The sequence below is a fragment of the Microvirga tunisiensis genome, from assembly GCF_009296175.1.
GTDB lineage: Bacteria > Pseudomonadota > Alphaproteobacteria > Rhizobiales > Beijerinckiaceae > Microvirga > Microvirga tunisiensis.
In genome coordinates, this window is record NZ_VOSK01000162.1 from 1 (window position 1) to 14,948 (window position 14,948).

At 61.2% G+C, this 14,948-nt stretch carries 14 protein-coding genes; 7 read left to right on the forward strand and 7 right to left on the reverse strand.

What is annotated here, in order from left to right; all coding sequences use genetic code 11:
• Positions 1 to 148 precede the first annotated feature (148 nt).
• Genes FS320_RS26810 through FS320_RS26830 form a run of 5 tightly spaced genes read left to right on the forward strand, consistent with a single transcriptional unit; the run spans position 149 to position 3,483 of the window.
• Positions 149 to 430 (forward strand): winged helix-turn-helix domain-containing protein, encoded by a 282-nt coding sequence (locus FS320_RS26810; protein WP_152715101.1) that lies wholly within the window; start codon positions 149 to 151, stop codon positions 428 to 430.
• Between the two features lie 55 nt (positions 431 to 485).
• Positions 486 to 1,277 carry a molybdate ABC transporter substrate-binding protein gene (gene modA, locus FS320_RS26815; RefSeq protein ID WP_152715102.1) on the forward strand — a complete coding sequence of 264 codons (792 nt, stop codon included), beginning with the start codon at positions 486 to 488 and terminating at the stop codon, positions 1,275 to 1,277.
• 4 nt (positions 1,278 to 1,281) lie between these two features.
• The gene (modB, locus tag FS320_RS26820) at positions 1,282 to 1,947 is read left to right on the forward strand and encodes a molybdate ABC transporter permease subunit (RefSeq protein ID WP_162003553.1); all 666 of its coding nucleotides are present in this window, start codon (positions 1,282 to 1,284) and stop codon (positions 1,945 to 1,947) included.
• Positions 1,940 to 2,677, forward strand: coding sequence for an ATP-binding cassette domain-containing protein (locus FS320_RS26825; RefSeq protein ID WP_162003554.1), 738 nt, complete (start codon positions 1,940 to 1,942; stop codon positions 2,675 to 2,677). Before modB ends, FS320_RS26825 begins: the two co-directional genes overlap by 8 nt.
• Positions 2,674 to 3,483 carry a sulfite exporter TauE/SafE family protein gene (locus FS320_RS26830; RefSeq protein WP_152715104.1) on the forward strand — a complete coding sequence of 270 codons (810 nt, stop codon included), beginning with the start codon at positions 2,674 to 2,676 and terminating at the stop codon, positions 3,481 to 3,483. Before FS320_RS26825 ends, FS320_RS26830 begins: the two co-directional genes overlap by 4 nt.
• 92 nt (positions 3,484 to 3,575) lie before the next feature.
• On the opposite strand, the gene FS320_RS26835 is transcribed toward FS320_RS26830, so the two are convergent.
• The 7 genes from FS320_RS26835 to FS320_RS26865 all read right to left on the reverse strand — a co-directional run bounded on the left by FS320_RS26835 (position 3,576) and on the right by FS320_RS26865 (position 13,320).
• Positions 3,576 to 5,357 carry an SIR2 family protein gene (locus tag FS320_RS26835; protein ID WP_152715105.1) on the reverse strand — a complete coding sequence of 594 codons (1,782 nt, stop codon included), beginning with the start codon at positions 5,355 to 5,357 and terminating at the stop codon, positions 3,576 to 3,578.
• A 63-nt stretch (positions 5,358 to 5,420) separates the two neighbouring features.
• A complete protein-coding gene (gene gmtX, locus FS320_RS26840; RefSeq protein WP_202882899.1) occupies positions 5,421 to 6,098 on the reverse strand; it encodes a gamma-mobile-trio protein GmtX in 678 nt (225 codons plus the stop codon).
• Complete coding sequence (gene gmtZ, locus FS320_RS26845; RefSeq protein WP_162003333.1) at positions 6,095 to 8,695, reverse strand: gamma-mobile-trio integrase GmtZ; 2,601 nt, start codon at positions 8,693 to 8,695, stop codon at positions 6,095 to 6,097. Before gmtZ ends, gmtX begins: the two co-directional genes overlap by 4 nt.
• 16 nt (positions 8,696 to 8,711) lie before the next feature.
• The gene (gene gmtY / locus FS320_RS26850; protein WP_152715106.1) at positions 8,712 to 10,097 is read right to left on the reverse strand and encodes a gamma-mobile-trio recombinase GmtY; all 1,386 of its coding nucleotides are present in this window, start codon (positions 10,095 to 10,097) and stop codon (positions 8,712 to 8,714) included.
• Positions 10,097 to 12,118 (reverse strand): AAA family ATPase, encoded by a 2,022-nt coding sequence (locus FS320_RS26855; protein ID WP_162003334.1) that lies wholly within the window; start codon positions 12,116 to 12,118, stop codon positions 10,097 to 10,099. The genes gmtY and FS320_RS26855 overlap by 1 nt, the downstream gene beginning before the upstream one ends.
• A 179-nt stretch (positions 12,119 to 12,297) precedes the next feature.
• Complete coding sequence (locus tag FS320_RS26860) at positions 12,298 to 12,720, reverse strand: VPA1267 family protein (RefSeq protein ID WP_162003335.1); 423 nt, start codon at positions 12,718 to 12,720, stop codon at positions 12,298 to 12,300.
• 180 nt (positions 12,721 to 12,900) lie between these two features.
• Positions 12,901 to 13,320, reverse strand: a complete 420-nt coding sequence (locus tag FS320_RS26865) for a hypothetical protein (protein WP_152715108.1) — start codon at positions 13,318 to 13,320, stop codon at positions 12,901 to 12,903.
• Between the two features lie 335 nt (positions 13,321 to 13,655).
• Here FS320_RS26865 and FS320_RS26870 point away from each other — a divergent pair, with 335 nt between their 5' ends.
• Positions 13,656 to 13,919, forward strand: coding sequence for a hypothetical protein (locus FS320_RS26870; protein WP_152715110.1), 264 nt, complete (start codon positions 13,656 to 13,658; stop codon positions 13,917 to 13,919).
• A 175-nt stretch (positions 13,920 to 14,094) separates the two neighbouring features.
• A complete protein-coding gene (locus tag FS320_RS26875) occupies positions 14,095 to 14,712 on the forward strand; it encodes a hypothetical protein (protein ID WP_152715112.1) in 618 nt (205 codons plus the stop codon).
• Positions 14,713 to 14,948 lie beyond the last annotated feature (236 nt).

Consider the following 14,948-nt stretch of genomic DNA (forward strand, 5'->3'; position numbering starts at 1 on the left):
CCGTCATGGCGGGTGTGGCACGGTGCAATCGTGGCAGGGGTTGGTGTCAGCAACCAAATCCTACGACACGTCAGTCACTTAGGCTACACTCGCCAACCCTCTTCAGCCGCATCGTGCATAAGATGGGCTAGGGCCCGGCAAGGCCGAGTTGCTTGAGGGCATCCGCGACACCGGATCCATCGCGGCAGCCGGGCGTCGGATGGGGATGAGCTACAAGCGTGCCTGGTACCTGATCGACACCCTGAACGGCTACTTCCGAGAGCCGCTGGTCTCAGCCGTGAAGGGCGGCCCGCGCGGTGGAGGCGCTCAACTCACTCAGACCGGGCAAGAGGTTCTGGACCGCTACCGCCGCATGGAGACCGCCGCGCGGGCCGTCGTCACCGCCGACCTCGAACACCTCACGAAGATGGCCAAACCCACGCAAGCTTGATGGCCGGGATTGGCAATCTGTGCGATATAGCGGTCCGGCTATATCGGAGGTTCCCATGAGTGGCATTCGCATCCTGCTGTCGCTTCTCGTCGTCTGCGGGCTGGCCTGGGGCATGGCCGCTCCAGCGGCGGCCCAGCCCGGTCCCGCCATTGCAGCGGCCTCCGACCTCAAGTTCGCGCTCGACTCGGTCGCCGCCCGGTTCAAGGCCGACACGGGGCGGGACCTGACGCTCGTCTACGGCTCCTCCGGCAACTTCGCCCGCCAGATCGAGCAGTCGGCCCCGTTCGAGATGTTCCTGTCGGCCGACGAGGACCTCGTGTTCCGGCTTGCCGACGCGGGCAGGACCGTGGACCGCGGCACGCTCTACGCCGTGGGCAGGCTGGTCCTGTTTGCACCGCACGGCTCAGAGCTGAAGCTCGACGCGGCGTTCGCCGACCTGAGGGCGGCGCTGACCGACGGACGGGTGCGGCGGTTCGCCATCGCCAATCCCGAGCACGCTCCCTACGGCCGGGCGGCCGAGCAGGCACTGCGCTCACAGGGGCTGTGGGATTCCGTTCAATCCAGGCTCGTCCTTGGCGAGAACGTGTCCCAGGCGGCGCAGTTCGCCGCCTCCGGGTCGACACAGGGCGGCATCTTCGCCTACTCGCTGGCGCTCTCGCCCGAGGTCGGCAAGCTTGGCACCTTCATCCTCGTGCCTGCCGAATGGCACCAGCCGCTCCGGCAGCGCATGGTGCTGACGCGGAACGCCAGCGAGACGGCCAAGGCCTTCTACGCGTACATGCAAGATCGTCCTGCCCGCGAGATCCTGCGGCGGTTCGGGTTCGTCCTGCCGGGCGAGGCCTCGTAATACTGTGGACTGGTCCGCCCTCGCGCTGTCGCTCCGGCTCGGAGCCCTGACGGTCCTCATCCTGTTGCCCGTGGGCATCTTGGTCGGGCGGTGGCTAGCCTTCCGCCGCTTCAAGGGACGCCCGGTCGTGGAGGCGCTGATCGCGTTGCCTCTGGTCCTGCCACCGACGGTGCTCGGCTACTACCTGCTCGTCCTGTTCGGCGGCAATTCCCCCGTCGGGCAGGTTTGGCAGGCCATCTTCGGGCAACCGCTGGCGTTCAGCTTCGAAGGGCTTCTCCTGGCCTCCGTAGTGGCCAACCTGCCCTTTGCCATCCAGCCGATGCAGCGGGGCTTCGAAGCCATTCCGGGCGACGTGCGCGAGGCGGCGGCGGTGTCGGGCTTTTCGCCGTGGCGGATCCTCTGGGCCATCGACCTGCCGCTCGCCTGGCCGGGCATCGTCACGGGTCTCGTGCTCGCCTTCGCGCACACGCTGGGCGAGTTCGGCGTCGTCCTAATGGTCGGCGGATCCATTCCCGGCGAGACGAGGACCATGGCCATCGCCATCTACGACCGCGTACAGGCTTTCGATATGGGGACGGCCGGCACAATGGCGGCGTTCCTGCTGGCGCTCTCGCTGGTGGCACTCGCCATCACCTATACGCTCTCCGGCCAGGTGGGACGCCGTGCCTGATCCCGTCGGCCTCGAAGTTCGCCTGCGCCAGTCCGGCGCGATTCCGCTCGACGTCTCCCTGTCGTGCGGGCCGGGCGAGCTGATGGCGCTGGTTGGCCCCTCGGGTAGCGGCAAGACCACCATCCTACGGACCATCGCCGGGTTGTACTGGCCACAGGAAGCCTTGGTGACGTGCGCCGGGATGACCTGGGTCGACACAGGCTCCGGTGTCGACGTTCCCCCGCACCGGCGCCGGGTCGGGATGGTGTTCCAGTCCTACGCTCTGTTCCCGCACATGACCGCGCTCGCCAACGTGGCGGCCGCCGTGCCGTATGCCTCGAAGTCGAAGCGCGAGGCCCGTGCCCGGGAGCTGCTGCGTCTCGTCCATCTCGACGGATTGGAGGCCCGTAAGCCCACGACCCTGTCCGGCGGCCAGCAGCAGCGCGTCGCGGTGGCGCGCGCGCTGGCACGCGACCCGGCCGTGCTCCTTCTGGACGAGCCGTTCTCGGCCGTCGATCGGCGTACCCGCCGCCGGTTGCAGGACGAGCTGCGGGAGCTTCGGCGCTCGGTGAGGACCCCGATTGTGGTGGTCACTCACGACCTGGACGAGGCAGCCGCGCTGGCGGACCGGCTGGCTGTGATCGACCGCGGAGAGATCTTGCAATCCGGACGCCCGGCTGATGTGCTGGCTGCTCCGGCTGACGCCCGCGTCCGGAACGCCCTGGACCTTCCGACCGAGGACACGCCATGACGGGAACGACGGACGGCTTTTCCCGTCACCGGAACCTTCCTGCAGCATTCGGCAGCGGGGCCATCATCGGCGCCCTCGGTGGTCTGATCGGGCTTGGCGGGGCAGAGTTTCGCCTGCCGCTGCTGATCGGGCTGTTCCGCTTTGCCGCCCTGGAGGCCGTGATCCTGAACAAGGCCACGAGCCTCGTGGTGGTCGCCTCGGCCCTGCCGTTCCGGGCGGGAACCGTCCCTTTTGAGCTGATTGCGTCTCACTGGCCGATTGTGCTCAACCTGCTCGCCGGGAGCCTCTTGGGAGCTTGGTTAGGGGCTGGATGGGCGACCCGGCTGAAGTCGGAGACACTCTACCGGGTGATTGCAGTCCTCCTGGTCGCCATTGCTGGCGTGTTGGTATTCGGCCATGACGCAAGCGCTGGCCAACCTCTCCTGTTCGGATCGGTGCAGCTCGTCGCTGGTGTTACCGCCGGGTTCGTCATCGGGGTCGTGGCCTCCCTGCTCGGCGTAGCAGGCGGTGAACTGCTGATCCCGACCCTGGTGCTACTGTTCGGGGCCGACATCAAGCTGGCCGGGAGCCTGTCCCTGGCGGTCAGCCTGCCAACCATGCTCGTCGGGTTCACCCGCTACAGCCGGGACCGCAGCTTCTTGGTCCTCGGCCGCAACCGCGCCTTCCTGCTCGTCATGGCTGCTGGCTCGATTGCCGGCGCGTTCATCGGCGGTCTGCTGCTCGGCGTAGTGCCCGATGCCGTCCTGCTTCCGGCGCTGGCGGCGATCCTGCTGGTTTCAGCGGTAAAGATCTGGCGGCACCATTAGCATCCACAGTCGCAGCGATAAGGTCACAACGCACCTCGCTAAGCCCGATCAAGCTTCAAAGTCAGCAGCCCACTTTTACATCAATCATAGGTCTACCAGCTCAACCGACCCATACCTTTTCTAAGACTCTGGAATGCTAAGTCCAAGAACTCCGAGCTTCCTTTGCCAAATCCTGCTTTTGCGAGTTGATCCCGTAGAGCGATCTCAGAGAGCTCAGAGAAGAGGGTTTCCTTGATTTGGTTATTCCAGCTAGTCCTACCCAAGGGAGCCCAGACATGACCACGCGCACCTGGACCTGTGGTTGAGAGCTCCTGCTTGAGATTCTCGATCGTTGTATAGGTCGACGTATGCGCCAACGATCCGAGCACCTCGAAGCGCTCAAAACCTCGTGTGAACTCGTCCTTTGAGATAAAATAGTCTTCCATGTAGCGACCAAGAAGCTCGTGCAGATGATCACTTAGGGGGGTCTTTTTCTTGCTTCCATAAAGCTGGTCCCAATAATTGTTGTCTCCACCGTCCCAAGCCCACAGGAACAGTTCTTGAACTGCAGGCAACTGCTCACTGCGGTTCTCTGTCTGAATCTTCGTTGTCAGCCACTGGTACAGTGTTTTCAATCGTCCAGTGCGCAAGGCTGCGATACCATAGGCATACAAGAGGAGAACGGCAGGATACCGCCGTAAATGGATCCAAGGCATTAGACCGCCATGAACACTGGGAGCCCCAAACTCCCGCAGGATTTCGGTTGTCAATCCCAGTTCGTTTCCATCGCCCCATCGACCGAGTACGGCAAAGAGTCTGATCAGGGGCTCGGACCGGCTTTCATAAAGCGCAACACGCGCCTTGAACTCCTCCGGCGACCAATCACCATCTGTGCCGAGCTTGGAATCCGCCATATGCTGTTTCAGGCGGCGCACCTCATCCATCACTAAGTCGTGGAGCTGAATCCTAAATTCCGGCTTGCTGAGGTATTTCTTGGCGCTAGCAACAAGCAGATCCATGCTCGCCGGGTTCGGCCGCTGGAGGGCTGCCTGGACCTCAACCTTGCGCTGGATCTTCTCGAAGAAGCCATCCGCATCACTGATCGGGATAACCTTCCCGGCACGCTGATTGATGACGTCAAGAGCCGTCGCTGAGGGCTCGCCACGGCTTGCCCAGAACAGAGGGTACCGGCGGTTGGGGGCCCGCGTGATCACAGCGCGAAGGGCATGGTCCCAATCCGCGGACCATCCGCAGACAATAAGACCGTGCTCGTCCAGGATCCGGTCGAGCAAGGAGTTCATAGCCTCAGAGTAGCCTGTGAGCTCCGCCTCCGTGTTACGAATGCGGGTGTCGAGATAGTCGCCATGGATCTTGATCACATAGCACCGGCTATGGATGAGAGGAACGGCGCCCTTCAGGTCGTCATCAGATTTGATGACTGTCGGCTCTACACCCTCATCGCGAAGGGCGTTCTCAAGAAGGCGGTCAAAGTTCGTGGTGATGATGACACGAATGAAGCCATCCCGCACAAGCCGTGCTACCGCGCGATGGGCCTTCGTGGGGAGCTTCCGGCCTTCCTCGAGGTCCGCTTCTGTTGGCTCAATGTATCGGTGCAGGATCGCACGACGCTCATCCTGCGAATGCGACAGGACGTCAAGCAGGTCCGAATAGTTCGGCTCCTTACCAAATCGCCCTTGATACCACTCCGCCCAATCCTCTTGCTCGCCGGCCTGCTCCAAAGCGGCGATCCGCTTCGTCAGATCAAGGATGATCTCCCACCCCGTTGGGATTTGTGCCGCTCGCGAGACACCACTGCCAATCAGAAGAGCATAGACGCCTCTGTTTTCGTAGATCGAGAATGCAAGGGCGTTCAGTTCGTCCAGTTTATCTGCCATAGGGGTTCCTAAGGATATCAAGCGGCATGCGGGATACGAGACCAGGTGGGATCTGTCAGGAGATCAGGAACGATCCTTTAGATCTCCAAGCACCTTGCGAATGGCTGTGGAATATCCAGGGTCGAAGATGGTTCGCCCCTTTTCGTTGACAATCTCGCCTAGACCGACCTCCTGCCATCCACGATCCTCCAGGAACTCGCGGGAGATGGCTCGGCGCAGCGCCTGCTTTTCCGACTCCGTCAGCTGAGACTCCATCGGAAGTAGAACCACGGGTGCGGCTCCTGGCGAAGTGACCACGTTCCCGCCTAAGGGACGCCGGTCAACCACTATGTGGGTGTTCGCTTTCAGTGTGTTGACCTGAGCCTTCAATCGGTCACGCTCAGAGATGATACCCTGCATCAGGGACCGGATGGCGGGATCCTCGATCCGCATCAGGTAATCATGGCTTGCAAGCACCTTGGGTGCTTTTAGAGCAGCTGGACCTGCATATCCCTGCCATGCCTCGATGAGATTCCTGTAGTCGGCCGATTGGGCGTTGTAGAGGGCGCGACCCTTGAGGATACCTTCTGTTTCGCACAGTCTGCCGATGGCCGGAATTGAGAAGTCCCGAGACCCGGTTTGATGCTGCCGGCGGCAGATCTCATGCACGGCCGTTAGATTGCGCTGCCGCTGGGAGCGGCCGCCTTTAGCCAGCAAGGAGGCGAGAACGTCGTCAGGGTGGATTGTGATGGACGGCATCATCGGCGGCTTCCGATCAGGCTGGTGTTCGGCACAGGCTTCAGCGGCCGGGCCGCCCCAGCAGGAACGAACTTATCAAGGTCAACCCCCAAGTAGTCGCTCAGGTGCTCTCCGGCGTCTATTAACTCGACCACCCGGCGCTGCCCCAGGGCGGGGTTCTCCGGATCCAACTGCCCGGCAAGGTGGCGCATGAAGGCGTTGCCGACGCGCAACTGGTCCTGCTCGGATAGTTTCATGAACATGGGCGGGAGGTCGTCCCGGTCCAGGGCGGCATCGAGGAGCTGGCTGCGACGGATGATGGCCTTGCCGGGCTCCAGATCAGGATAGACCTCAGCATCCTGACACACCACAGAGAGCTGAAGGAGCTCCGACTCGGTTTCCTCGAACGCGACGTTCACGTCAAACGCCGTACCGACCGCCACTAGCACTGTTCCGTTGCCAGTCGGATTATCAGGAGCAGACTTGCAGCGCTCAATGAGGCGCCAGCAGGCAACGAGATCCTCGGCCAAATCGCTGAACCGCTTCATAGAAGTTTCCCACATACGCTCGGCTTGGCGTAAGGCGTCCAGCTCGCCGAAGAGCTCCCCAGCGGTTTCCGCCGCAGCCCTTCGGCGCTTGAGCTCCTGCAAGTTAGTCTCGTGCCCAAGGCACACGTTGCGCGCCTCATCGAAGTGGTAGGCGATGGTGTTGAAGTGAGCTACCAGCGCCGGCAAATGGTGCGGTCCGGTGACGAACCAACGGCAACGAACGCAGTTGCGGTTACCGCCGGGTACGGGACCATATTTTGACTGGGTCGTAGTGCTAGACGCCACAATGACCGACCCGCCATTGTAGCACCCGCCAATGGAGCGTATGCGCTCTACCTCACTGGTGTTGCCGCCGACCAGGCACAGGCCGTGGTGCATCGGCATCCAACCCGCTGGGTTGCGGCTGGCCGGGTGTTCGGGAACGGTGGCTGCAAGACTCGACGGGCTGTTGCAGATGGCCTGCTGCAACAGTTGGTCATGCTCCGTATCGAGCAGGAAGCTCTGGATACTGGCTTCCTTGTGGGCCTCAAGCCGCCGCGCTGCGTCACTCAAGGCGACCTTGATATGAGTGGTGCCGGGCTTGGTATAATACAGAGTCATCAACAATCGGCTGTGCCCGACCAGCTTCTGCAGGATTGGGAAAGGGACTTGTCCCTCGAGGGCCAGCGCCGTCACAAGCGACACTCGGAGGCTGTGCAAAGGGTAGAGGGTCGCCTGTCCCCCGCGGCTCTCTGCGGGAGGTGGTACGAGCCGAATCGGCGCTCCATTGGCATGGGTTTCACCTCGAGCCGCCAAACGATTCTGGAATGCTTCCAGCAGTCCAAACCACGGGTATTGGAGAGTGTTGTCGGCCATGGGAAGGTGACGTTCACCCGAGCGTGCTTCCGGTAACCGGAAGAGGAAGCAGGCGTCAGGATATTGCGCCAATTGAACCTCGCTTTTGGCGGGTATGTGACGGGCGTCGAGTTCGGCCCACGATGTGCGGCTGCGGATTGGGTTGTACTTGCTCTGCCAGTTGCGCAGCTTCTCCAGCCAGTAGAAGGCATCAGAATGCACGGGACCACCTGCGACCCAAGGCATGACATAACCCTTCTCAGTCCCTGAACGGCGAATGTCAGCAGTCTTGTTGGTACTGATGTAGAGCACCGTCGAGACTGCCTCGCCATCATTGAGCGCCTCGCTTCGACGAAAGACGCCCTGCTGCAACGGCTTGCGCTCCGATCCATGCCTAAGGTGATGAGTCAGCGGATGGGTGTTGAGCTTCCAGGTTGAAGAAGGATCTTCGGCCGTTGAATCATAGCGCCAAGTGTCAGCCTCGCCTGAATCGAGCACGCGCACCTGGAAGGTGCGTAACGGCAGGATGAGCTTGACGAGCAGGGCAACCCAGCGCACAGGGCTCCACATTTCAAGCACGTCGCCACCCGATTGTTGTCTCCGCGGTCGCACGCGCCACACGCAATCCGGGTCATCTTTGTCAATTTGGTCCGGGGTAACCTTGAACCAGCTCGGAGCGGCGAATCCGCGCTTGCCGATTTCCGCTCCAAGGGCCGACTTGGCCCATATCCAATCCCGGAAGTGGGGCCCCTGGGCGAGCATCTGCCGCAATTCGTCAATATAACCGTAGGGCAACGGAGAATAAACGCTCTCGTCGAGCCTCAGCAGACCAGACCTAGAGCGTCGCGCAACCGGATTGTGATATACCGCCAAGACAACAGCGCGTCCGTCGTCATCAGGCTCGGTGTACTCCCGCAGCAACACGAAGTTGAGAAAGGCGTGGATATCGTTGTTGTATCGGACTCCCCGCCCTGAGTCAGGGCAGGACGTCTTGTAAAAATCGGGCAAGACTGTCTTTCGTGCGAGGAGCACCTTCGGATCGAGCGGCAAACTCTGGCCTATAAGATAGTTTTCGAAGAATTGCACAAGGGCTTCGAGCCGATTATCGATGCCATGTGTCTCACCTTTGAGCCATTCTATTGCTAGGACGCGCCATTCGGCCAACTGTGGATAGTCGCGCTCGACCCAGCCTAGATTGGTGTCGTTTTTCCGGGTAACGCCAACTATCTTTTTCTTCACGAGAAGTACTTCCTTGCTAATTATCCATGTTCAGGAGGCGCGTCTCGATGAGGATGCGGGTCGCGAGCTGCAGTCGTTGTCCGGCGGCTATCAGTTCGGCCCGTATCTCGCGGCTGTTGGGCTGCGTGTACACTTCCTGGCTCTCCAGCGAGGTGTGATGCATGAAGCGGCGGGTCAGCATCCTGTCCACGCCTGCCTTGCGCAGGCGCCGACCATAGGCATGACGGTGGCCATGAGGCGTGGTCCCTAGCCATTTGCCGACCTGCAATCCGATGCGCTTGCATGCTGCTGCGTGGGCTTTGTTGTACTGACTGAGGCAATACATCTCCCCCAGCGGTGCTCGTCGCAAATTGATGAAGGCGAATGGGTGGCGCCGAGCGACGCGTGCGACGTCCTCAAGGTAACGATGCCACACTTGTAGGAACATCTCGCCGTACTCGGGCAAGAACCAGTAGGCCTGCTTATAGTATGGGCCGTCGTGCATACCCCCCTTCCATCCGGCACCTCTGATGTCGAGCAGCTGCGTTCGCGGTACGAGGCCAAACTTTTCGGCTAAATAGGCCGCCCGATTGCCTTTGCGTGGCTGTCCTGCCTCATCGCGCCAGTCCGCCGGTGCGCTGCCTTGGCTGGGATGATGAATCAGCACCTTGGCCTGCTTAGGGTTGGCTGGGTCGGGGAACACATCGCCGATGTACAGATGGAAGGGTTCGGACTCGCGGAAGCCAGCCCCATGCAGAAGGAGCGTGATTAGAATGTTGCGGTAATCATGTCGTGAGCCGACCTTAAAACCCTTGCTGAGAAGATCCATGAAGCGTTCTTCCGGAAAGGCCGGCGGCTCGCCCTGATTGACGCGCGGTGTTCGTTGAGCACGCACCCGGTGCCCCGTGGCCTCCGGCGTAGCATTCTCGGCCCAAATGTGACCTAGGAAGGCGCGGTCGCGTCGATATTGGTAGGCGGCCTCGTCGCACAAACGGTCATAGGCCCCGCCCGCATAGCGCGGGTTGATAATTGCTGCACCAGGCCTCATTTCGCCGAGCCAGTCGAAGAAGTCGGTGAGATGATTGATAATGCTTCTGGCATCATGCGCCGAGCGTGGGGACCAGCCCAGCCCGCTAGGATCAATGCCGGTCTTACGGTCAATGGTGCCGGTATACAGGCGCTGGGCGAAGTTCTGGAACAGCCGATAGGTGTCGCGTTCCCCCGGGTTGCTTTGCATGTATTCGAGGAACATACGAACCGAGCGCGCCACCTTGCCCATCCAGGTAAGGCTGCGATCGTGGCTGCGGGACATAAAGTAGTCCAGTAGCGGCTCCAACAAGCCGACAGGGGTTAGCAAGCCCGGCATCTCGGTATAAGCGCCGGTCTCGTCGGTATAGACGCGGGTTTTAACGGTCACGAACATCAGCAAGCCCCGGCAAGCAAATCGGTCAGGGTGACCTTCCGTCGGCTCGCATGGCGCGGAGCTTCCACTGCCCGGCGTCCCGCTTCGGGATCTCCGATCAGGAGCACCTGCGTGGTGGCCCGGGTGACTGCGGTATAGAGCATGGTGCGATCGAGGTTCCGGGTCGCAGACACGGGAACAATGATGCGCGAGAACTGGCTTCCTTGGGCTTTGTGCACCGTCACGGCGTATCCCAGCTCCAGGGCATCCAGAACCTCCTCAGTCACCGGCCGAAGTTCTCCGTCATCCCACCTGACCCAAGCCAGAACGACACCAGTTCGCTCTCCCTCGGCATTAAAAAGCGGCTGAGGGGTTTTCTCGATTGTTTCGAGGTGGCCTAAGCTGCCGTTCTGAAGGCCCAGATCCCAGAGATTGCGGACGCATAGAACAGAGTCGCCCAGGCGCAGCCCAGAATCTTCTTGGCGCGACCGATCTTCATTCCACACGAGCAGGCGGGGCTCATCACCGCCCACAGCCTCTTGGCACAGCTCATTGAGGATCCGGGCAGAGGCCACGCCCTTCTCGCGAGTGAAGGTCAGGATTTGGGTGCCCTTCGGGTCCGCGAGATAATGTCGGAGCACCGTCTCAGGTATGTCGTTGGCAGCGCATGGCATGAACGCGAGTGCGGGTTGTGGCCCCGCGGAGAATGTCGGCCACCGGCCATCACGCATTTCCTGCGCACCCCGGGCAATGTCGCCGCCAAAGCGCCGGACCTCGGTGAGCTCGACCCTTGGAACTCGTTCGATCGGAATCAAAGCCTGCAGCGTGAGCCCCGGCCCGACGGGTGGCAACTGGAACGGATCGCCAATGAGAATGATGCGACAGGACGTCGGGATCGCCTTCAGCAGCCGATAAGCCAACAGAATGTCGAGCATGCTGGCCTCATCGACCACCAGAACGCTATTCTCGGGCAAACCTTCGGGCGCGACGTTGCGCAGGAAGCCGGCAATGGTCATTGCAGGGCGCTTCGTCGCCTCGGCCATGCGCTTGGCGGCTCGCCCCGAGAGGGCCATGAGGTAGGTGGTGCGATCACATTGATCGAGCAGATCCCCCACAGCTTTAAGAACCGTGGTCTTTCCCACGCCCGCTCCTCCAGTGATGAGCAGCAGAGGGTTCAGGGCGGCCGCGTGCACCGCTTCTCGCTGAGCGGCGTTGAGGGTAAAGTCTACCCGTCCGATGGCAGCGGCCTCCTCCTTCTCGAATGAGGCCAACACGGCGTCGACCTCGTCCCGTTCAGCCAGCGGAAGGGTCGCCCCGAGACGCTGATTCAGCGCCTCCGCCACACTCTGTTCGATGAGATACGGTCCGTGCGCGTGCAATCGGTCCCCGCGAACGCCGACTATCCCATTCGACTCGGCTAATGTCAGTGCTACGGGAACATGCGATGGAGCGATCAGGCCGCTCAGGCTCGTTTCGACCTCTGAGCGCTCGCAGAATGTGTCACCTCCGTCAAACGCCTTGTAGAGAACAGCCTCCACAGCCGCCGACAGGCGCCGTGGATCATCGGGCGGGAGCTCGAAGTGCTGTTGCGCCAGGGTGTCGGCAGCTGACCAACTCATGCCGAACGCCAACAGACGGTAGGGATCCTCCTTGATCGTGAGGTGCGCTCGGCGCCCATAGGCCGCCAGCACCTTCCGCGAGAGCCGTAGCTCGAGGCTCACCTGCTGGAACCATTGCAGCGCGTCAGCGGCACCATACTGCTGCCACCCCGAGATCAGCACAGTAGCCAGATCCGGTCCGACGATCGCCCTCAGAGCGGCGTCGTCGGCTTCCTCTAGACAACTATAAAGCCCTTCGCCAAACGCCTCCCAGAGCCTCCGGGCCTTCACCTCGCCAATTCCCGGGAAGCCGGGGCTGGTCGAAAGCAGCTGCACGATGTGCTCACCCGAAGGACGAAGCAATTCTGCGGCTTGAGCTGTCAGGCGATCTTCCTGCACCTGGTAGCCGTCAATGATGTACGAAACCTGCTTCGTATCCCCCACCACACGCCACCACTGGCCTTGCAGGACCTCCACAGGGGTGATGCGCGAAGGGAACGCGACGGCATAACGGGGGGCGTCCGGCGTGGCTCGCCCCTCTGGACCGATAGCGATACAGGAGGCGGTCGCCCCCCTGGACGATCGGCTTCGGACCCTCTGTACGCGTAGTGTCAGAGCGCTGCTCAACGGGGAAGCCGTCCGGTTTCGGCGAGCACAGACTCGATGGCCTTGAAGCGCTTGAGCTGCTCACGCAGGTCGGCCAGTTCGACCCTCAGGGCTGAATTTTCAGCCTCAAGCCGCTTAAGGCGTTCGGCATCGGAGGATGCCTGAATTTGACCTTTGGTCCGCAACGGTGGGAGATTTCCCGGCGCGGCCAGCGTGGGAAGCACGCCAGAGTTTCGAAGCCGCTCCTCTAATTGGTGCAGAGCCTCCTTGACCCGAGGGTTCTGGGTAAGAACAGAGCGGCTGAAGTTGCATTCGCGACAAATCTCTCCACGGTTCAGACGTCCCTGTCCGACCATTTCCCGAAACTCGCTGTCGCTTTTCCCGCTAACCCAGTTTCGGAAAGCTCGGAAATTCTCTTCAGACCGCTCTTGCCCGTTCACTCCCGATCATCCCTCGGAACATATTATGTATTCCTATGGTATAGCTTCCTACCGTCGTGGCAAGAAAAAAGCCCCTGAATGAGGGGCTTTTAGGAATTTAGAGGGCAATAACCTTCAAACTATGTATGGAGAGTTGGGGTGAATAACATGACGACCGCCCTTTTCGCTGTCTGGCTGTGATTACCAGCCGCCGTAGTAGCCGGATCCATAATACGGCGAGCCGTAGCTGTGGGTCACCGTGCGCGGGGCATAGCCATAGTCATAGGACCGGACCACGCGACGGGTGCGATACACCGGGCGGGGCTCCTCATAGTAGCGGACTACACGCCGCTCCCGATAAGCAGGCCGGGCGTAATAGCCGTCATCGTAGCGATATGAGGTCACCGGGGCAGCATAGCCATAAGCAGGTGCCCCATAGCCATAGGCGGGAGCCGCATAGGCCTGAGACGCCGCGCCAGCGATGATGGCACCAGCAGCAAGGCCGACTGCACCGGCAGCGATGGCAGCGCCGCGACGGCCCGAACGTGCCTCGGCGTCCGTCGTGGACAAGGCGCCAAGAGCCAGGACGCCCACTGCGGCAAGAGTAGCGATCTTACGCATGTGATGTCTCCAGAATAGTTCTGAGGGAGCTAACGTAGAACCCCAACATGGGTTCATTTTATCACAGCACGCCTGAATACAGGCTGAACCATTTCGTAAATTATATTGTCCAATATTCTTATCCTGCCCCCAAGTTCAACTTCGGTGCTCTTGGTCTTGCCTGCTGTACCAAAGGCGCAGCGCCAAGGAGGGGAGGGGTAGGCGCTGCTCCTTGCAAAGATCTCGCTATTTTGGTGCCCCAACGTGCACAAGAATTCGTATTGCGAGGTTTCAAGTCGAGCATTGGGTGAACCCGACAGTTGGTCAAATCCCCGAAAGGGTGAAGGGAGATCCCGATGCAGCTCACGCGCAAGATCCGTAGCCTTACCCGCCGTCTGTGCCGCGAATTGTACCGCAACAAGGTGGATTTCCTCGCCCGACGGGCCGATCTCAAAGCGAGAATTGGGCAGCTGCAGGAAAGCGGCAAAGTTGCCATCGTGTATGGCGGCATCGACTGTGACGGTGGCCGATGGGACAATCGGGTCTCCGAGGTTTCCGCGATCCCGGTTGCGGTAGAGCGGTGGTACGACCGATACGAGGCTCAGGCCGAAGGGCCTTAGTGGCAAACCCTCGAGAAGCCCTCGGTTGCCGCAGACCTCGTCGAGGACGATCGCGACCTTGCGCTGGAGGCCTTCGAGGGCGGGCACAGCCACGTCCTCTTCGCCTGACGCCCAGGCACCAGCGCCCCAGCCGACACCTTCCTTCCCAGTTTTTCCGATGAACGGTGGTTCCGCCATGACCATGCGCCGCGCCCAGAACGACAACAGCCGTTTCCATCTCGGTTTTCTGACCGTCAATCGGCAGGACCCCCATTCAGGAGCCGAGGTCCGGTTCGATCGGCTCGAGGTCGTGCTGACCGACGCCGTCTTTCAGGCAAGCAACGGCGGCATCTACCGCAAGCTGCGGGCAAAAGGTCAGAATGGGGAATTCTACTACGGCAGCGCCTTCGCCGGGAAAGAGCGCAACTTCGCCAAGTCGATGACCCTGATCGTCTACTACGGGTCGGAGAAGCTCACCGTGCCCGTGCCGGTGGAAGACATCGCTGTCGGCAATGTGTCCTCACTGGACCTCTCCTGCACCATTCCGGCATCCGAGCAGACAGCCCGCCCCGTCGCACCCGAACCCGCAGCGAAACCGGTCGACCTTCAGGAAGATCGCCTCTGGTCGGTGACGGAGACGTTCATCCGGGCCCAGCCGATCAAGGCGAAGGACCAGCTCACAAAGCTGCGCCGGGCTGTGACCCTGATCTACCACCCGGACCAGTACGCCGAGGCGGAGCGGGAGATCCGGACCCGGATCATCGCGCGGGCCAACGACCTGATCGACAAGATCGGCCTGCAGATTGCGGCCTGACCTTTCCATACCCAATCAAGGAATTCGCCTCGTGGACACAGCCGACCAAAAGCCTGGAGATCAACCTGAGACGGTTGAGGCCCTGCTGAACTCGATCCATGCCTACTTCGTCGGCCCTGAATAACCCACAACTCGTTGGGACAGAAGGATTCTTCGTCGCCCCGAAGCATTGTAAAATGCCAGCATCTGGGGAAGGACCCGCTCAAACCTGGTGTTTTGCCATGGGACCCAAGCCG